The 18835-nt window shown below is 70.0% G+C and carries 18 protein-coding genes; 15 read left to right on the top strand and 3 right to left on the bottom strand.

Going from position 1 to position 18835, the window contains the following annotated elements; genetic code table 11:
* Nucleotides 1–5 precede the first annotated feature (5 nt).
* Entirely contained in the window at nucleotides 6–782 is a 777-nt protein-coding gene (locus tag IG65_RS0110390; protein WP_030514657.1) for an NUDIX domain-containing protein, read from the bottom strand.
* Between the two features lie 94 nt (nucleotides 783–876).
* Here IG65_RS0110390 and nadA point away from each other — a divergent pair, with 94 nt between their 5' ends.
* Genes nadA through nadC form a run of 3 tightly spaced genes read left to right on the top strand, consistent with a single transcriptional unit; the run spans nucleotide 877 to nucleotide 4593 of the window.
* Nucleotides 877–1908 (top strand): quinolinate synthase NadA, encoded by a 1032-nt coding sequence (nadA, locus tag IG65_RS0110385; RefSeq protein ID WP_030514656.1) that lies wholly within the window; start codon nucleotides 877–879, stop codon nucleotides 1906–1908.
* Nucleotides 1909–1952: 44 nt separating this feature from the next.
* On the top strand, nucleotides 1953–3698 hold the full coding sequence (locus IG65_RS0110380) for an L-aspartate oxidase (protein WP_030514655.1): 1746 nt from the start codon (nucleotides 1953–1955) through the stop codon (nucleotides 3696–3698).
* Nucleotides 3699–3732: 34 nt separating this feature from the next.
* A complete protein-coding gene (gene nadC / locus IG65_RS0110375; RefSeq protein WP_030514654.1) occupies nucleotides 3733–4593 on the top strand; it encodes a carboxylating nicotinate-nucleotide diphosphorylase in 861 nt (286 codons plus the stop codon).
* A 6-nt stretch (nucleotides 4594–4599) separates the two neighbouring features.
* On the opposite strand, the gene IG65_RS0110370 is transcribed toward nadC, so the two are convergent.
* The gene (locus IG65_RS0110370; protein ID WP_030514653.1) at nucleotides 4600–5772 is read right to left on the bottom strand and encodes a winged helix DNA-binding domain-containing protein; all 1173 of its coding nucleotides are present in this window, start codon (nucleotides 5770–5772) and stop codon (nucleotides 4600–4602) included.
* A 173-nt stretch (nucleotides 5773–5945) separates the two neighbouring features.
* Between IG65_RS0110370 and IG65_RS0110360 the strand changes: the two genes are divergently transcribed.
* The 8 genes from IG65_RS0110360 to hisH all read left to right on the top strand — a co-directional run bounded on the left by IG65_RS0110360 (nucleotide 5946) and on the right by hisH (nucleotide 15360).
* Complete coding sequence (locus IG65_RS0110360; protein ID WP_030514652.1) at nucleotides 5946–6812, top strand: arylamine N-acetyltransferase; 867 nt, start codon at nucleotides 5946–5948, stop codon at nucleotides 6810–6812.
* A 65-nt stretch (nucleotides 6813–6877) separates the two neighbouring features.
* Complete coding sequence (locus IG65_RS0110355; RefSeq protein ID WP_030514651.1) at nucleotides 6878–8644, top strand: penicillin-binding transpeptidase domain-containing protein; 1767 nt, start codon at nucleotides 6878–6880, stop codon at nucleotides 8642–8644.
* Nucleotides 8645–8877: 233 nt separating this feature from the next.
* Nucleotides 8878–10446, top strand: a complete 1569-nt coding sequence (locus IG65_RS0110350) for a serine/threonine-protein kinase (protein ID WP_030514650.1) — start codon at nucleotides 8878–8880, stop codon at nucleotides 10444–10446.
* 93 nt (nucleotides 10447–10539) lie between these two features.
* Nucleotides 10540–11145: a maleylpyruvate isomerase family mycothiol-dependent enzyme gene (locus IG65_RS0110345; protein ID WP_030514649.1), complete on the top strand. Its 606-nt coding sequence runs from the start codon at nucleotides 10540–10542 to the stop codon at nucleotides 11143–11145.
* 492 nt (nucleotides 11146–11637) lie between these two features.
* Nucleotides 11638–12975 (top strand): histidinol dehydrogenase, encoded by a 1338-nt coding sequence (hisD, locus tag IG65_RS0110335; RefSeq protein WP_030514647.1) that lies wholly within the window; start codon nucleotides 11638–11640, stop codon nucleotides 12973–12975.
* Entirely contained in the window at nucleotides 12972–14105 is a 1134-nt protein-coding gene (locus IG65_RS0110330) for a histidinol-phosphate transaminase (RefSeq protein ID WP_030514646.1), read from the top strand. Before hisD ends, IG65_RS0110330 begins: the two co-directional genes overlap by 4 nt.
* Nucleotides 14102–14734 carry an imidazoleglycerol-phosphate dehydratase HisB gene (gene hisB, locus IG65_RS0110325; protein ID WP_030514645.1) on the top strand — a complete coding sequence of 211 codons (633 nt, stop codon included), beginning with the start codon at nucleotides 14102–14104 and terminating at the stop codon, nucleotides 14732–14734. Before IG65_RS0110330 ends, hisB begins: the two co-directional genes overlap by 4 nt.
* Nucleotides 14731–15360: an imidazole glycerol phosphate synthase subunit HisH gene (hisH, locus tag IG65_RS0110320; RefSeq protein ID WP_030514644.1), complete on the top strand. Its 630-nt coding sequence runs from the start codon at nucleotides 14731–14733 to the stop codon at nucleotides 15358–15360. Before hisB ends, hisH begins: the two co-directional genes overlap by 4 nt.
* Before the next feature lie 11 nt (nucleotides 15361–15371).
* Here the strand turns inward: hisH and IG65_RS0110315 are convergent, their stop codons facing one another.
* On the bottom strand, nucleotides 15372–15848 hold the full coding sequence (locus tag IG65_RS0110315) for a hypothetical protein (RefSeq protein ID WP_030514643.1): 477 nt from the start codon (nucleotides 15846–15848) through the stop codon (nucleotides 15372–15374).
* 231 nt (nucleotides 15849–16079) lie between these two features.
* Between IG65_RS0110315 and priA the strand changes: the two genes are divergently transcribed.
* The 4 genes from priA to hisI all read left to right on the top strand — a co-directional run bounded on the left by priA (nucleotide 16080) and on the right by hisI (nucleotide 18834).
* The gene (gene priA / locus IG65_RS0110310) at nucleotides 16080–16811 is read left to right on the top strand and encodes a bifunctional 1-(5-phosphoribosyl)-5-((5-phosphoribosylamino)methylideneamino)imidazole-4-carboxamide isomerase/phosphoribosylanthranilate isomerase PriA (RefSeq protein ID WP_030514642.1); all 732 of its coding nucleotides are present in this window, start codon (nucleotides 16080–16082) and stop codon (nucleotides 16809–16811) included.
* A gap of 1 nt (nucleotide 16812) precedes the next feature.
* Entirely contained in the window at nucleotides 16813–17655 is an 843-nt protein-coding gene (locus IG65_RS0110305; RefSeq protein WP_030514641.1) for an inositol monophosphatase family protein, read from the top strand.
* Nucleotides 17652–18425, top strand: coding sequence for an imidazole glycerol phosphate synthase subunit HisF (gene hisF / locus IG65_RS0110300; protein ID WP_030514640.1), 774 nt, complete (start codon nucleotides 17652–17654; stop codon nucleotides 18423–18425). The genes IG65_RS0110305 and hisF overlap by 4 nt, the downstream gene beginning before the upstream one ends.
* Nucleotides 18426–18486: 61 nt before the next feature.
* Complete coding sequence (gene hisI / locus IG65_RS0110295) at nucleotides 18487–18834, top strand: phosphoribosyl-AMP cyclohydrolase (protein WP_030514639.1); 348 nt, start codon at nucleotides 18487–18489, stop codon at nucleotides 18832–18834.
* The last annotated feature ends 1 nt before the right edge of the window (nucleotide 18835 follow it).

Here is an 18835-nt window from a genome sequence, read left to right as displayed (position 1 = left end):
ACCGCTCACCCCGGGGGGCGCAACGCCGCGAATTCGTCGGTGACCCGAATCTCGTCGTCGGTGAACCGATAGACCGCCGCCGGCCGCCCGCCCGACTTACCCGGCGCGGCGGTCTCCCCGGTCGGCGTGATCACTTTGCGGCGGCTCAGCACGCGCTGCAGATTCGTGGTGTCGACCTCGTAACCCAGAGCGGTGCAATAGATTTCGCGCAAGGTCGACATGGTGAACGTCGAAGGCGCCAGGGCGAAGGCGATATTGGTGTACGACAGCTTCGCCGCCAGCCGGGTGCGGGCGTGATGGACGACGGTGCCGTGGTCGAACGACATGTTCGGCAGCGCGGAAACCGGATGCCAGCGGGTGTCGGCGGGCAGTTGCGGGTCCGCGGTCAGCGGCACCAGACCCAGGTAGGCCGAGGCGATGCGGCGCACCCCGGGCACGCGATGCGGATCACTGAAGACGGACAGCTGCTCGATATGCCACAGCTCCCGCACGTCGACCTTCTCGGCCAGCTGACGGCGGGCGGAGGTGTCGAGATCCTCGTCGTCGCGTAGCCGGCCGCCGGGCAGCGACCAGGTGCCGGTCTGCGGTTCCATCGCCCGCTGCCACAGCAGCACCCCGAGTTCGGTGCGTCGCCCGTGATTGCCGCGCGGACTCTGTGGATCCACCGGTTCGCTCGCAATTACCGAGCGATCACCCTCCGGACCTGCGGTGACGGTGTCCATGAAGCGACGAACCTGGAACACCGCGGTGAGCGATTCGTGAATGGTGCTACTATGGGCCACGTTTTCGATTGTAAGTCGAAAACCGGGTTGAAGCTAATCGGCCCGGGGTGATGCGACCGGTGAGGGTGCCGGGCGCATGAGGAAGGAGCATGCCATGGCGTCACCGACGCAGGCATTCGCAGCGCAGGTCGTCGACGGTCCGGCCGGTTACGGCGGAGTCGAGGCCACACCGGAGTGGGCGGCCGAGATCAAGCGACTCGCGCGCGAGCGCAACGCCACCATCCTGGCGCACAACTACGAACTACCCGAGATCCAGGACATCGCCGATCACGTCGGCGATTCCCTCGCACTGTCGCGGATCGCCGCCGATGTCCCCGAGGACACCATCGTGTTCTGCGGTGTGCACTTCATGGCCGAGACCGCGAAGATCCTGAGCCCGGACAAGACCGTGCTGATTCCGGATCAGCGCGCCGGATGTTCGCTGGCCGACTCCATCACCGCCGACGAGCTGCGCGCGTGGAAGGCCGAGCATCCCGGCGCCGTGGTGGTGTCGTATGTGAACACCACCGCCGCGGTGAAGGCCCTCACCGACATCTGCTGCACCTCGTCCAACGCCGTCGACGTGGTCGCGTCGATCGATCCCGGCCGCGAGGTGCTGTTCCTGCCCGACCAGTTCCTCGGCGCGCACGTCAAGCGCGTCACCGGTCGCGAGAACATGCACATCTGGGCGGGTGAATGCCACGTGCACGCGGGGATCAACGGCGACGAGCTCACCGAACAGGCCCGCACCCATCCCGATGCGGAACTGTTCGTGCACCCCGAGTGCGGGTGTGCCACGTCGGCTCTCTACCTCGCCGGCGAGGGTGCCTTCCCGGCCGACCGGGTGCACATCCTGTCCACCGGCGGCATGATCGACGCCGCCAAGAACGCGCAATCGAAGCAGGTGCTGGTCGCGACCGAGGTCGGCATGCTGCATCAGCTGCGTAAGGCCGCGCCGGACATCGACTTCCAGGCGGTCAACGATCGCGCCGCCTGCAAGTACATGAAGATGATCACCCCGGCGGCGCTGTTGCGATGCCTGACCGACAACGTCGACGAGGTGCACGTCGATCCGGAAACCGCAGCACTGGCACGTAATTCGGTGCAGCGCATGATCGCCATCGGCAATCCCGGCGGCGGCGAATAGCACCGGCACCCGCCTCCGGGCGGGCCGGAAAGGTTCGATCGATGATGATGACGCCTTCGATCGGCTGGGAAGCCGAAGCTGATCTGGTGGTGATCGGTGGCGGTGTCGCGGGTTTGACCGCGGCCCGCACCGCCTCGCTGCGGGGGTTGCGGGTCCTGACCCTGAGCAAGGGCGGCCCGACGGATACGTCCACGCAATACGCTCAGGGTGGGATCGCGGTCGTCGCGCCGGACGGCGACACCGTCGACTCTCATGTCGCCGACACCGTCGACGCCGGGGCGGGACTGTGCGACGCGCAGGCGGTGCGCTCCATCGTGGCGGGCGGCCGGGATGCCGTCGCGGCGCTGACCGACCTGGGCGCGGTCTTCGATCTCGGCCGCGACGGCCAGGTGTCGCGCACCCGCGAGGGTGGGCACAGCACTCGCCGCATCATCCACGCCGGTGGTGACGCCACCGGCGCCGAAGTACAGCGCGCGCTCAACGCCGCCGGCCTGCCGGTACTGTTCGGCACCGCGGCCCTCGACATCGTCACCGGGCCCGACGGTGTGCGCGGTGTGATCGTGGTGTCGGACCAGGGTTTCGGCATCGTGCACACACCGGCGGTCCTGCTGGCCACCGGCGGTCTCGGCCAGCTCTACGCCTGCAGTACCAATCCGCCCGGGGCCACGGCCGACGGCATAGCGCTGGCGCTGCGGGCCGGTGCGCTGGTCGCCGATCTGGAATTCGTGCAGTTCCACCCCACCGTGCTGTTCAGTCCCGGCGGGCTGGGCCGGCGTCCGCTGATCAGCGAGGCGGTGCGCGGCGAGGGCGCGGTGCTGGTCGATTCGAACGGTGATTCGGTGACCGCCGGTGTCGATCCGCGGGGCGATCTGGCGCCGCGCGATATCGTCTCCAAGGCCATCGCCGCCCGGATGCGACAGCTCGGCACCGATCACGTGTATCTCGACGCCCGCGCGATCGACGGTTTCGCACAACGGTTTCCGACGATCACCACCTCGTGCCGCGCCGCGGGCCTGGATCCGCGTGCCGACCTGATCCCGGTCGCGCCGGCCGCGCATTTCCAGTGCGGCGGGGTCGTCACCGATACGCACGGGCGCACCGCCGTCGCCGGTCTGTACGCGGCCGGCGAGGTGGCGCGCACCGGTCTGCACGGCGCGAATCGGCTGGCATCGAACAGCCTGCTCGAGGGCCTGGTCGTCGGCGAGCGAGTGGGTGCCGCGGCGGCCGAGCGGACCTCCTCCGCATCGGAGGTGACCGCGGTGCCGGAGCTGTCGCTGCCGCGCATCGACCGCACCGCCCTGCAACAGTTGATGTCGGCACACGCCGGCGTGGTGCGCGACGGTGACGGGCTGCGTGGGGCGATGCTGCGCGTCCTGCATCTGCGCGGTGGCGGATCCGGGAAATCCGAGGCCGCGGATGCTACGGAAGGCGCTGTGACACCAGGGGTTCCCGGCGCGGAGCCGTCCGATCCCGTGGACGACGGAGGCGGCCGCGCGCCCGCCGCGCCGGAAACGGCCGCAGTGCAGGCGGTTTCGCGGCTCCACGGCGAACAGTCCGGCGTGCTGGCCGCGGTGGAGGACGCCGCCCTGACCCTGACCGCGCGGACCCTGCTCCTCGCGGCCACCGCCCGCGCCGAAAGCCGCGGCTGCCATACCCGTTCCGATTATCCCGATCCGCGCGAGGAGTTGCGGCGCAGCGTCGCGATCCGGCTCGGTGACGACGGCCGCCCGCAGGTCGTCGCCGATCCGCTCCCCGCCGCGGACCCGCTGCCGGCGGTGAGCACCCGATGACCGCCGCCACGCACCACCTGCTGAGGAGTAGATGATGGCACTGGACCCGCAACTCGACCCAGGGGAGCTGCGCACCCTGATCCGCACCGCCCTCGACGAGGATCTGCGCTACGGGCCCGACATCACCTCGGCCGCAACGGTTCCCGCCGAGGCGACCGTCAAGGCCGCGATGGTCTCACGCCAGCCGGGCACGGTGGCCGGCATCGACGTCGGGCTGCTGGTGCTCGACGAGGTGATCGGCGCCGGGAACTACGAGGTGACCGATCGCGTCGCCGACGGCACCCGCGTCGGCCCGGGCGACGCGGTGCTGACGGTCGTCGCGCCGACCCGGCAGCTGCTGACCGCCGAGCGCACCATGCTCAACCTGGTCACCCACATGTCCGGAATCGCCACCGCCACCGCCGCCTGGGTGGACGCCGTCGAGGGCACCGAGTGCCGCATCCGCGACAGCCGCAAAACCCTGCCGGGGCTGCGTGCGCTGCAGAAGTATGCGGTGCGCGTCGGCGGTGGCGTCAACCACCGGATGGGCCTCGGCGACGCCGCCTTGATCAAGGACAACCACGTCGTGGCCGCCGGATCGGTGGTCGCCGCGCTGCGTGCGGTGCGCGAACTGGATCCCGATATCGAATGTGAGGTCGAGGTCGACAGCCTCGATCAGCTCGACGCCGTCCTCGCCGAGGATGTGGAACTGGTGCTGCTGGACAACTTCCCGCTGTGGGCCACCCAGGCCGCCGTCCAGCGCCGCAACAGCCGCTCGCCGCGCACGAAACTCGAATCCTCCGGCGGGCTCTCCCTCGAGTCCGCCGCCGACTACGCGCGCACCGGGGTCGACTATCTGGCGGTCGGTGCCCTCACTCATTCGGTGCGGGTGCTGGATCTCGGCCTGGACATGTGAGGCGGATCAGCTGGTGAGTTCGCGCTCCAGCGGGGTGCGGAAGCGGGGGACGGCGCGCACGTCGCCGTACCAGGCGGCGGTGCGCTCGACCTCGGCGTCGATCAGCGCTTTCGCGTCGGCGCCGACGTCCTCCAGCAGCCGCCAGGCGATCTCGCCGTCGGCGCGCTGAGCCCAGCCGCCGACGATGCGGCCGTCCACCCAGATGCTCGGGCCGATATTGCCGTTGGTGTCGAACAGGGCCGGGGCGTGCGGGCCGAGGAACCAGTCGCGCGACTGCCAGCCCATCGGAGTCGGATCCAGGGCCGGCAGGAGCGCCGCCCACGGTTCGGTTTCGGGTTCGGGATCCGGATCGTCGGACAGCATCACTCCGGGCCTGCCGTCGAGGTCGACTTCGGTGAGGTCGAGACTCGAAAGCGTCTTGCGCACATCCGTTTTCGTCCACCCCGTCCACCAGGTCAGATCGTCGACGGGAGCCGGTCCGAAGCTGCGCAGCCAGCGGCGGGCCAGTTCGGCGCGCGCCGCGTCGAGTGCGATCGGCTCGGCGTCGGCGGGTAGCCATGCCTCGCGCGGCGCCCAGGTGTACTGGCTGCTGGTCCAGCCGCCGTTGGGACGGCCCCGCACGATCAGCCCGTCGCACCCGAGGATGAGCAGCACCCAGGTGGTGATGTTGGTGGGTTTCGAATACGGCTTGCCGGGTGCGGTGTCGACCTGGGTGCGCAGCCGGGGCACGGCGGCCGACAGTTGCGCGCCGGTCGCGCTGCCTCGGGCCAGCAGTTCGCGATGGGTCTCGTCGGCCACGTCGGCCAGCCAGGCATCGATATCGCCCTCGACGGCCTGGGCCAGATACTTCCCGTAGGCGCGGCGCTGCTTGATCGCGAGCGCGTCGGCCACCGCGGCCTGCAGGACGGGAACCAGGCCGACCGGCACGACGAACATGGTCCGGCGCATCGCCAGCAGCCGCAGCAGCGACCGATCCTCGTAGAGGGCGCGCTCCACGTCCGCCGGAGCCAGGCCCCGCGTGCGGGCGCAGACCGCGAGGTACACCGTCGCGGGATCGGTGGCGTGCAGGGCGACCATCGAATCGGCGATAGCCGCGGGATCGGTACCTCGGGATTCGACAGCGAGCCGATGCCGCCGCGTCAGCCGCGCGCGTCGCTGAGCGACCGTAATCGAACGCATGGGCGAATCCTAGCCTGCTGGGTCGGCGTCGAGGACGACATCCGCACCGGCAGTAGTGGGAAGGATGTGGGACACGTTGTCGTTGATCATGAGGCGAACGACGGTCACCGAGACCGCACCCTGCACGCGGGCGGCGGCGCGCCCTCCGGACGCGAGACCACACAGGAGAACTCATGACGGAAAACCCGGCCCCGGTCTCGAACTGGGACGGTGCGGCACTGGATCTGCCGGCGTATTTCGCCCGCATCGGCTTCACCGGAACGCCGGCGCCGACCCTCGACACCCTGCGCGCGCTGCAGTACGCGCACACCACCACCATCCCGTTCGAGAACATCGAACCGGTGCTGAAACGTCCGGTGCTGCTGGATCTTCCGTCGTTGCAGGACAAGATCGTCCGATCCCGCCGCGGCGGCTACTGCTACGAGAACGTGGGCCTGTTCGCCGCCGCGCTGGAACGGATCGGCTTCGGCGTCACCGGCTTACACGGGCGCGTGAGTATGGGCGCGGGCGGTGAGATCCGCCCGGCGACGCACGCCCTGCTGCGTGTGACCACCGCCGACGACGAGCGGGTGTGGCTGTGCGATGTCGGTTTCGGTTCCGGGCCGCTGGCCCCGCTCGAGCTGAATCCCGATGCGGGGGAGGTGCGCGCCGGCGACTGGCGATTCCGGCTGGAACGCACGCTGGGCGAACTCGATTCGCAGCTGTGGGTGCTGCATCACTTCGCCCGCGACGGCTGGATCGACCGCTACAGCTTCACCATGAATCCGCAGTACCGCATCGACTACGCGGTCGGCAATCACTTCGTCTCCACATCCCCGCGCTCGCCGTTCGTGACCCGGCCGTACGTGCAGCGATTCCGGCCGGACCGGCACGACGTCATCGACAACACCACCTGGATCACCGAATATCCGGACGGCACTTCGCACACCCGCGATCTGCCGCCGGCCGATCTGCCGAAGATCCTGGCGGCCGAATTCGATATCGAACTCGACGACGCGGACGCGGCGACACTGGCGGCGGGGGAGTGGCTGCGCCGCTGAACGGCGGCCCGCGCGGGGCGGGCGATTACCGCACCGCGGCGGCGCGCGGCGGTAGTGTCGGCCGCGTGCGCACCGGATCGAAGTTGTTCGCCCTGCTCGCCGCCCCGATTCTCGCTGCCGCCGCCTGTTCCGGAGACAGTTCCGCCGACCGGCTCGACCGCAGCGTGCACACCTTCGCCGAGGCGTTGAGTCACGGTGATCCCGCCGCCGCTGCCGCCGTGACCAGCGATCCGGCGCAGGCCACGACCACCCTCGGCGCCCTCTTCGACAGCCTCGGCAAGAAGGTGCGCGTCGACGTGCACTCGGTGGACCGGTCCGACCACCACGCGACGTTCGGCCTCGCCACCACCTGGACCTTCGGCACGGCCGGAAATCAGTGGACCTACACCACCACCGGCACCGCCGACGAATCCGGCGACCAGTGGAAGGTCCGGTGGAATCCGGCCACCGTGGCGCCCGGCCTCGAGACCGGGCCGCTGTCCTACGACACCGTGGCCCCGCAACCGGCCGCGCGCGTGCTCGACCGCGACGGCGCGGAATTGATGACCCAGCAGGTCGTCACCCTGGTGCAACTGGCGCCCGGCGCCGACCCGAATGCCGTTGCGGCCGTACTGGGACCGATCGATCCGAGTATCACCGCGGCGAGCCTGCGCCAGGACATGGACAAGGCGCAGGGCAAACCCGTCACCGCGATCGCGTTGCGGGCCGATGATCTCGCCCCGGTGCAGGATCGGCTCGCCGGGCTGCCGAACGTCACGCTGGCACCGCAGACCCGGCTGCTCACCGTCGACAAGACGCTGACCTCACCGGCCCTGTCCGGCGTGAGCGACCTCTGGCAGCACAGTACCGACGCCGCGGCCGGCTGGGCCGTGCGCGCGCAGGCCTCCGACGGCGTCCACACCGTGGGCGGACAGGACCCGAAACCCGTCGCCGACATCCGGACCACTCTCGACACCGCAATGCTGCGCCGCGCCGAGGCGGCGCTCGCGCCGATCCCGACTCCGGCCGCGATGGTGGTGCTGCGACCGTCCACGGGTGACGTTCTCGCCGTGGGGCAGAACGCGCCCGCCGACGCGCAGGGGCCGATCGCGCTGACCGGGCTGTACCCGCCGGGTTCGACCTTCAAGACGGTCACCGTGTCGGCCGCGTTGCAGGCCGGGCAGGTCACCGCCGACACGATGCTCGCCTGCCCCGGCACCGAGAACATCGAGGGCCGGCAGATCCCCAACGACAACAACTTCGACCTCGGCACCGTCGCCTTGCACACCGCTTTCGCGCGGTCCTGCAACACCACCATGGGACGGCTGGCGGTGAACCTGCCGCCCGATGGGCTGACCCGCGCGGCCGCGCAACTCGGCCTCGGTGTGGACTTCACCGCCCCCGGCATGACCACGGTGACCGGAAAGGTGCCCACCGCAGACACTTCCGCGCTGCGGGTCGAGGAGGGCATCGGCCAGGGCCGGGTGACGGCGTCGCCGTTCGGCATGGCGTTGGTCGCCGCGACCGTCGCCCACGGTTCGATGCCGGCGCCCACCATCGTGGCGGGATCGCCCGGGACCGCGGACCGGACGCCGGAGCCGGTGCCCGCGCCGGTACTCGATCAGGTGAAATCCATGATGCGCGAGACGATTACGAACGGCACGGCAACCAGTCTCGCCGACATTCCCGGCATGCTCGGCAAGACGGGCACGGCCGAATACATCGACGACACCCACGCGCACGGCTGGTTCGTCGGCATCGACGGCGATCTGGCACTGGCGGTGTTCGTCGCCGATGCCGGCAGCTCGACGCCGGCGGTCGAGGCGGCCGGACGTTTCCTGCGGAATCAGTAGTAGCATGCCCCGCGATCGAGTGAAGTTCGTCACATATACTCTCGCTGTATAGCGGAGTGATCTCGACCGCATCGCATGGTGGTCACACATATTCCGCACAGATCTCGCTCCGGCGTCAAAGCGGCCCGTCACGCCCGCTACACTCGTCCGGGAACACGCGCGGGACCTGACCCCGCGCGCGGTAAGTCACGGATCGCGGAGAAACTCGGAGTAGTGCCATCGAAACCGGCCAAGTGATCGCAGGGCATTACCGCCTGGTCGAGCGGATTGGTAGCGGCGGCACAGGCGTCGTCTGGCGTGCCGTCGACGAACGACTCGAACGGTCGGTCGCGATCAAGCAGATCCTCACCCAGCCCAGTCTGCCGCCGGGTGAGAAAGAGATCGTGCGTCAGCGCGCGTCTCGGGAGGCCCGCAACGCGGCCCGCTTCCAGCACCCCAACGCGATCGTGGTCTTCGATATCACCGACCACGAGGGCGATCCCTGCCTGATCATGGAATATCTGCCGTCGCAGAGCCTGGCCGTGGTGCTGTCCTCGCAGGGGACGCTGCCGCTGCTCCAGGTGGCGCGCATCGGCGAGCAGATCGCCTCGGCGCTGGTGGCCGCCCATCGCGCCGGCATCGTGCACCGAGACATCAAGCCCGGCAACGTGTTGCTCGGCGACAACGGCACCGTGAAGATCACCGACTTCGGTATCTCGAAGGCCAAGGGTGACGTCAACCTCACCGCCACCGGCCTGATCTCCGGCACCGCCGCCTATCTGGCTCCCGAGGTCGCCCGCGGGGCGGAACCCAGCCCGGCCGCCGACGTATTCGCCCTGGGCGCAACGCTTTTCCATGCCCTCGAGGGAGAACCGCCCTACGGCACCAATCCGAATCCGCTGGCGCTGCTGTACGCCGCGGCCAACGGTCAGCTGAGCCAGCCGCGCAACGCCGGCCCGCTCACCGATCTGCTGCTGGATCTGCTGAGCTTCGAGCCGGAGGACCGGCCGAGCATGACCGACGTGCGCGATCAGCTGGCCGATTTCGCGGATCAGGCCGCCGATGCCGAATCGACCCGGATGCTGGCCACCCACCGCGGCGGTGGTCGCCGGCAGGCCACCCGCACACTGGATCGCCGCGCGGCACAGGCGGATATCTCCACCGCGGAGATGATGGCCACCGCGGCGGTGCTCTCCGAGCCGGAGATGCAGCCGGTGCGGCCCGCCGCGGCCGCGGCGCATCCCACCCGCTCCCATCCGGTGCCCCCGGCTGCCGAGCCCGCGCCGACCCGCAATGCGAAGCCGTGGGTGTTCGCCGGTGGTTTCGCCGCCGGTCTGGTGATCGTCGCCGCGGCGCTGTATCTGATGTTCGGCGGCGCCAAGACGGAATCGCCGGGCTCGCAGGCACATTCGCCGGCGGCGACCGCCACCGCGCAGGCGGGTACCTCGACGCAGAGCGTCGCGGCCGTGGGACAGACCAAGAGCGCCGGGAAGACGGATGTCGGCTCGGCGGCCGGTGTCATCCAGAACTTCTACGACGCCCTCGTCGACCAGAACACCGGCACCGCGTGGAATCTGCTCACTCCCGCGGCGCAGCAGGTGTACGGCAGCCAGCAGGCGTTCGCGACCTACTGGAAGCAGAACCAGATCACGGCGTACAACACCATCGAGGGCGCGCGCGGCGGCGGCAGCAGCGCCAATTCCGACGGCTCGGTGGATATGTCGGTCGCCAGCATCACCTACGGCGGTCAGTCCAGGTCGATCGAACTCCGCGTCGTGGTGGGCAGCAGCGGGAAGCTGCTGATCGACAGCGATACCCACTGATTCCGCCGCGTGCGGTGCCTCCGCCCACGGGCGGAGGCGTCGATCCGTCCGCGGTAGCTGTCACGCCCGGTGTGCCCCCGGTAGGGTCGAGGCGTGAGCACTCGGCAGCTGCTGAACGACGAACGGGCCGAACTGATTACGCTTCTGCGTGATCTGAGCGACGACGAATGGGAGGCGCCCTCCCTGTGCGCGGGGTGGCGGGTGCGTGATGTGGTGGGGCACCTGCTCTACGACGAGATCTCCCTGCTGGGCTACGCCCGCTTCGCCCTCGGCCACCGGCTGAACACCGACCGGGTCAACAACGGTCTCGTCGACCGGGTGCGCGACCTCACTCCGGCGCAGCTCATCGAGCGATTCGAGAACTCCGGACAGCGCATCACCGGCAAGTGGCCGAGCCTGGGCCTGGCCGACATCCTGGTGCATCAGCAGGACATCCGCCGTCCGCTCGGCCGGCCCCGCACGATCCCCGCCGACCGCCTGGTCGCGGTGCTGCGCCATCCCGACCCGTTCGCCGGCCCGCGCAAATACACCCGCGGCCTGCGCTTCGTTGCCACCGACGTGGAGTGGTCCGCCGGCGCCGGCCCGGAAGTCCGCGGGCCGGGCGAGGCGCTGGCGCTGGCCGTGGTGGGCCGCCCCGTCGCCCTGGAAGACCTCTCCGGTGAGGGAGTGGCGACGCTGCGCCGCCGTCACGGCGTGTGATCCGCCGCAGCGGCCGCCGATCGCGAATGCCGCTGTTGCGCAGCGGTTTCGGTCTCGGCCGGCCAGTCGGCGAGTAGGCGCGAAGCGGTCGCGCTCGGCGAGTCGGGCTCGACCGTGTAAGCGATCAACGCCTGATCAGGGTCGTCGCGCAGTCGGCGAAGACCGGGCCGTACGTGTTGCTGCGGCCGGCCCGCATGGTGGTGGGGCGCCGGCATGGGCCCGACGCCCTCGAGGCCAGTCTCGCGACGCCACACTTCCGCAATATCGCCGAGGTCCCGGACGTGATCCTGGCCGAGCCGGTGCCGCTGTATCGCCTGGTGCCGGAACGAGTCGCCGCGGCCGGGGCCGGGGGTGGGGGCGTGCCGCCGCATCCGGCTCGGGCGGCGGATATCCACTGGCGCCGACCCGATAGGCTGGTAGGCGGTCCGGAGCTTTCGCTTCGATGTGATGACCAGCACAGACCGGCCGGACAGACAAGGATTTCACACCGCTATGACTAGCCGCATCGAGCTCGCCCGCGTGGATCTGCGCGGACGTACGCCCTCCGCTGCCGAACTGCGCGCGGCCCTGCCGCGCGGGGGAGTGGACGTGGACTCGGTGCTGCATCATGTGCGGCCGGTGGTGGAGGCGATCCGTGATCGCGGGGTCGAGGCGGCGCAGGAATTCAGCGCGAAATTCGACGGCATCGCCCCGGCGAGCGTGCGGGTCCCGGCCGCTGAACTCGACACAGCCCTCGCCGAGCTGGATCCGGCCGTGCGTGCGGCGCTCGAGGTGGCCATCGAACGCACCCGCAAGGTGCATGCCGATCAGCGCCGCACCGACACCACCACCGAGGTGGTGCCCGGCGGTACCGTCACCGAACGCTGGGTGCCGGTCGAGCGCGTCGGTCTCTACGTGCCCGGCGGCAATGCCGTCTACCCGTCCAGTGTCGTCATGAACGTCGTCCCGGCGCAGGCCGCGGGCGTGGACTCGCTGGTGGTGGCCTCGCCGCCGCAGGCGCAGTTCGGCGGACTGCCGCATCCGACGATTCTCGCCGCCGCGAAACTGCTCGGCGTCGAGGAGGTGTGGGCCGTCGGCGGCGCCCAGGCGGTCGCGTTGCTGTCCTACGGCGGCACCGACACCGACGGCGCGCAGCTCGCGCCCGTCGACATGATCACCGGCCCGGGCAACATCTACGTCACCGCCGCCAAGCGGCTGTGCCGCGGCCTCGTCGGCATCGACGCCGAAGCCGGCCCCACCGAGATCGCGATCCTCGCCGACGCCACCGCCGACCCGGCACACGTGGCCGCCGATCTGATCTCCCAGGCCGAACACGATGTGCTCGCCGCCAGCGTGCTCGTCACCGACAGCGCGGCGCTGGCCGATGCGGTCGACGCCGCGATCACGACCCAGCTCGAGGTGGTCAAGCACCGGCAGCGGGTGTCGGAGGCGCTGTCCGGCAAGCAGTCCGGCGTCGTGCTCGTCGACGATGTCGAGCAGGGGTTGCGGGTGGTCAACGCCTACGCCGCCGAACACCTCGAGATCCAGACCGCCGACGCGGCCGCCGTCGCCGGACGGGTCCGCAGCGCGGGTGCGGTCTTCGTCGGCGCGTGGTCGCCGGTGAGCCTCGGCGACTACTGCGCCGGATCGAATCACGTGCTGCCCACCGCCGGGTGCGCGCGCCACTCCTCGGGGCTGAGCGTGCAGACCTTCCTGCGCGGTATCCATGTCGTCGAATACAGCGAAGCCGCGTTGAAAGACGTTGCCGGACACGTGGTCTCCCTGGCCAACGCCGAGGATCTGCCGGCGCACGGTCAAGCCGTGCAGGTGCGTTTCGAGGCCCTGTCATGACCGCCACCGCCGATATCCCGGGCGCCGCGGCGACCCTCGACGATCTGCCGCTGCGCGAGAACCTGCGCGGCAAGATCCCGTACGGCGCACCGCAACTGGCGGTGCCGGTTCAGCTGAACACCAACGAGAATCCGCATCCGCCGAGCCGCGCGCTGATCGACGACGTGGCCGAATCCATTCGCGCCGCCGCCGTCGACCTGCACCGCTACCCCGATCGCGACGCGGTCGCGCTGCGCACCGACCTGGCCGCGTACCTGACCCGTCAGACCGGCGTCGCCGTGCAGACGGCGAACGTGTGGGCGGCCAACGGATCCAACGAGATTCTGCAGCAGCTGCTGCAGGCCTTCGGCGGTCCCGGCCGCAGCGCACTGGGCTTCGTGCCCTCGTATTCGATGCATCCGATCATCTCCGAGGGCATCGACACCGAGTGGATCGAGGCCGAGCGCAACAGCGACTTCTCCCTCGACATCGACTACGCGGCCGCGGTGATCGCCGACCGCCGCCCCGATGTGGTGTTCGTGACCAGCCCGAACAACCCGACCGGGCATTCGATCGCCCTCGCCGATCTGGAGCGTCTGCTCGAGGCGGCGCCGGGCATCGTGGTGGTCGACGAGGCGTACGGCGAGTTCTCCGCCGCGCCCAGCGCGCTCGCGCTCATCGACCGATATCCGGCGAAGCTGGTGGTCAGCCGCACCATGAGCAAGGCCTTCGCCTTCGCCGGTGGGCGGCTCGGCTATCTGGTCGCCGCGCCCGCGGTGATCGAGGCGATGCTGCTCGTGCGGCTGCCGTACCACCTGTCGGTGGTCACCCAGGCCGCCGCCCGCGCCGCGCTGCGCCACGCCGACGAAACCCTGGCCAGTGTCGCCGAACTCGCCGCGCAGCGGGAACGGGTGGCGACGGCGTTGCGCGAGATGGGGTTCGAGGTGGTGACCTCGGATGCGAACTTCCTGCTGTTCGGCTACTTCGCCGACGCACCCCGCACCTGGCAGCGCTATCTGAACGAGGGCGTGCTGATCCGCGACGTCGGCATTCCCGGCTATCTGCGCACCACCATCGGACTGGCCGCCGAGAACGACGAATTCCTGCGCGTGAGCGAGATGCTGGTGGCCACCGAGGTGATCTCCCGATGAGTACGGAAGCGAGTATGAATCGAACCGCCCGGGTGGAACGCACCACCCGCGAATCCAGCATCGTGGTCGAGCTGAATCTCGACGGCACGGGCCGGACCGACATATCCACCGGCGTCCCGTTCTACGACCACATGCTCACCGCCTTCGGCCAGCACGGCAGCTTCGATCTGACCGTGCAGGCCAAGGGCGATATCGAGATCGAGGCCCATCACACCGTCGAGGACACCGCCATCGTCATCGGGCAGGCGCTCGGTGAGGCGCTGGGCGACAAGAAGGGCATCCGCCGCTTCGGCGACTGCTACATCCCGATGGACGAAACCCTCGCCCACGCCGTCGTCGACGTATCCGGCCGCCCGTACTGCGTCCACGACGGCGAGCCGGAACGGCTGCTGCACACCGTGATTCCCAGCGCCGGTCCCGGTGCCTCGTATTCCACGGTGCTGAACCGGCACGTCTTCGAATCGATCGCCCTCAACGCCCGCATCGCGCTGCACGTGCGCGTGCTGTACGGCCGCGACCAGCACCACATCACCGAGGCCGAATTCAAGGCAGTCGCACGGGCTTTGCGCGCCGCCGTCGAACCCGACCCCCGGGTCACCGGTGTGCCGTCCACGAAGGGAACGCTGTGAAATCGGTTGTGCTGCTGGACTACGGCTCCGGCAATCTGCATTCCGCGGCGCGCGCGCTGGCCCGCACCGGCGCGGAGGTCACCGTCACCGCCGATCCTCAGGCCGCGCTCGACGCCGACGGCCTGGTCGTGCCCGGTGTCGGCGCCTTCGCCGCGTGTATGGCCGGACTGACCCAGGTGCGGGGGGAGCGGATCATCGGCACCCGTCTCGCCGGCGGCCGTCCGGTGCTCGGCATCTGTGTGGGCATGCAGATCATGTTCGAGCGCGGGGTCGAATTCGGGGTCGAGTCCGAGGGCTGCGGGCAGTGGCCGGGCACGGTGGAACGGCTTCCGGCGCAGGTACTTCCGCATATGGGCTGGAACACCGTGCAGGCGCCCGCCGACAGCGTCCTGTTCGCCGGGATGGATCCCGAGACGCGCTTCTACTTCGTGCACTCCTACGCGGCGCAGAAGTGGGAATGGGACGACAACGGCACCATCGCCCCGGCGAAACTGATCTGGGCCGAACACGGCGGCCCGTTCCTCGCCGCGGTGGAGAACGGGCCGCTGTGCGCCACCCAGTTCCACCCGGAGAAGTCCGGCGACGCGGGGGCGCAGCTGCTGCGCAACTGGGTCGGCTCGCTGTAGGGGCTGTAGGGCTACGTCTGCGGCGGCAGGGTGTCGACCCGCCCGGCGAGCCAGCGGCCGTCGACGTTGTCCAGGAACACCCGCAGCTGGGACCGTTCGGGGCGGGGCAGGCCCAGCGTGGCATCGCTGCGCTCGGATCGATCCACGGTCACCACGACCTGCGAATGTTCCGGGTCGGCCACATCGGTGCGGCATTCCACCGAGTTGGCCTCGGAGCGGACGTGCACCGAGGTCACGTGCGCCTGCCGATCGGGCGCGGACGCGGCGAACTGGTCGTGGAACGCGCCGGTGGACAACTCCAGGACCCGGCGGTCGTAATCGTCGTAGCCCGCCCAGTCGTAGGTCGTGAACTGTCGCCCGAAGTCGCAGGCCGCCAACTGAATCGGGTCGGTGGGCGCGGCCACTGCCGTCGGGGGCACGAGCATCGCGGCGCCTGCGGCCCCGCACGACAACGCGAACATGATGGGCCGCAACGTGATCCGCGACATGGGTGAAGATCCTCTTCGTCGACAACGATGGCAGTACGTGCCCCCGACCCAGGGTACGTACGCGGAGACCGTCGGTCCGGACCTCCTGCGCACAGTGACACACGCAGTCTTCGGATTGCCCGGCGTTGTCCAGTTCAAACGTGTGATGCGCCTCCCCGCAGGCAGTGACCGGCGTCCCATTTGCGCCATCCCGGCACCGCGACGCCAACCGGTAGCCAGTAGGCTGCACACGTGAGTCTTGTGCTGCTACCCGCCGTCGATGTCGCCAATGGTGAGGCCGTGCGCCTGGTTCAGGGGGAGGCCGGCAGCGAAACCAGCTACGGCGCGCCCCGCGATGCCGCGCTGGCCTGGCAGGAGGCCGGCGCCGAATGGGTGCATCTGGTGGATCTGGACGCGGCCTTCGGGCGCGGCTCCAACCGCGAACTGCTCGCCGAGGTCGTCGGCGAGCTGGATGTGAAGGTCGAGCTGTCCGGCGGGATCCGCGACGACGACTCGCTGAAGGCCGCGATGGCCACCGGCTGCGCCCGGGTCAACCTGGGTACCGCGGCACTCGAGGATCCGCAGTGGTGCGCCCGCGCCATCGCCGAATACGGCGATCGGGTCGCGGTCGGGCTGGACGTTCGGATCATCGACGGCGACTACCGGTTGCGGGGCCGTGGCTGGGTCAGCGACGGCGGTGACCTGTGGGAGGTGCTCGAACGCCTGGAGCGCGACGGCTGCGCCCGCTACGTGGTCACCGACGTGAGCAAGGACGGCACGCTGCAGGGGCCCAACCTCGACATCCTGCGGCAGGTGTGCGCGGCCACCGAGGCGCCGGTGATCGCCTCCGGCGGTGTCTCCACTCTCGACGATCTGCGTGCCATCTCCGGGCTGGTGTCCGACGGGGTGGAAGGCGCGATCGTCGGAAAAGCCTTGTACGCCGGGCGTTTCACGCTGCCCGAGGCGCTGGACGCGGTTCGCTGACGTGACCTCCGCCGTCTCCGACCCGGCCGCGCTGCTCGCGACGGCGAGCGAGATATTGGACGGTGCGGCACCGCGTTTCGTCGAAGGGTTGGGGGCGCCGAGCGCGGTCCAGAAGGGCCGCGGCGACTTCGCCACCGCACTGGATCTGGAGCTCGAGCGCACCCTGTCGCAGCAACTGGCCGACCGCACCGGAATCCCGGTGCACGGCGAGGAATTCGGCGGGCCGGAACTGAGCTCGGGCACCGCCTGGGTGCTCGATCCCATCGACGGCACCTTCAACTACTCCGCGGGCCATCCGCTGTCGGCGATGCTGTTGGCGCTGGTGGCCGACGGGCAGCCCGTTCTCGGTCTGACCTGGCTGCCGCTGCTGGACCGCCGGTACGCCGCGGCGGCCGGCGGGCCGCTGCTGCTCAACGGAAAACCGTTGCCGCCCTTGGAACCCGGCCGTCTCGCGGAGGCGATGATCGGCTTCGGCGCGTTCAACATCGACGCCCACGGCCGGATCCCGGGCCGGTTCCGCTTCGACCTGCTGGGCGCGCTGAGCCGGCTGTCGAGCCGGGTGCGCATGCACGGATCCACCGGCATCGACCTGGCCTACACCGCGTCCGGGGTGCTCGGCGGCGCGGTCGTCTTCGGGCACCATCCGTGGGACAACGCCGCCGGAGTGGCGCTGGTGCGCGCCGCGGGCGGTGTGGTGACCGATCTGCGCGGCGACGAATGGTCGATCACCTCCCGGTCGGTGCTGGCCGCCGCGCCCGGGGTGCACGAAGAGCTACTGGACATGATCGACAGCGCCGTCGACCGCGCCTACGAGCGCAACGAGAATTCGGAAGGGACGCAATGACACTGGCGGTACGCGTGATTCCGTGCCTGGACGTCGACGCCGGCCGGGTGGTCAAGGGCGTGAACTTCGAGAATCTGCGCGATGCGGGCGACCCGGTGGAACTGGCCGCCGCCTACGACGCCCAGGGCGCCGACGAGCTGACCTTCCTCGACGTCACGGCCTCGAGCGGTGATCGCGGCACCATGATCGACGTGGTGACCCGCACCGCCGAGCAGATCTTCATCCCGCTCACCGTGGGCGGTGGCGTGCGCACCGTCGAGGATGTGGACCGGCTGCTGCGCGCGGGCGCGGACAAGGTGTCGGTGAACACCGCGGCGATCGCGAACCCGGAGATCCTGCGCGAGATGTCGCAGCGCTTCGGTTCCCAGTGCATCGTGCTGTCGGTCGACGCGCGGCGTGTGCCCGACACCGGCTCGCCCACCCCGTCCGGCTGGGAGGTGACCACTCACGGCGGCAAACGCGGCACCGGCATCGATGCGGTCGAGTGGGCGGTGCGCGGCGCCGAACTCGGTGTCGGCGAGATCCTGCTCAACTCGATGGACGCCGACGGCACCAAGGGCGGTTTCGACCTGCCGATGATCAGCGCGGTGCGCGCCGCGGTCTCGGTGCCGATCATCGCCAGCGGCGGCGCCGGCGAGGTCGACCATTTCGCGCCCGCGGTGCGGACGGGCGCCGACGCGGTACTGGCCGCGAGCGTCTTCCACTTCGGCGATCTGACGATTCCCCAGGTCAAATCCGCGATGCGGGCCGAGGGCATCACCGTCCGCTGAGGCCGGACGGCATCCTCCGCCCAGCCCGCTCAGTTCCGACAGGACAGGTATAACGATGGCTATGAGTTTGGATCCCGCCGTCGCCGCCCGGCTCAAGCGCAACGAGGCGGGGCTGGTCGCGGCGATCGCACAGGAACGCGGCACCGGCGATGTGCTGATGATGGCGTGGATGGACGACGAGGCCCTGGCCCGCACCCTCGCCACCCGCAAGGCCACCTACTATTCGCGCTCGCGGCAGCAGTACTGGGTCAAAGGCGAGACCTCGGGACATACGCAATACGTGCACGAGGTGCGGCTGGACTGTGACGGCGATGCCGTGCTGCTGATCGTCGACCAGCAGGGCGCGGCCTGCCACACCGGCACCCACACCTGCTGGGACGGGGATCTGCTGCTCGCCGACGCGAGCTGAA

The sequence above is a fragment of the Nocardia sp. NRRL WC-3656 genome (genome assembly GCF_000720265.1).
Taxonomy (GTDB): domain Bacteria; phylum Actinomycetota; class Actinomycetes; order Mycobacteriales; family Mycobacteriaceae; genus Nocardia; species Nocardia nova.
The sequence above is the reverse complement of the archived record's forward strand: the minus strand, read 5'-3'. Positions and strand labels throughout refer to the sequence as shown.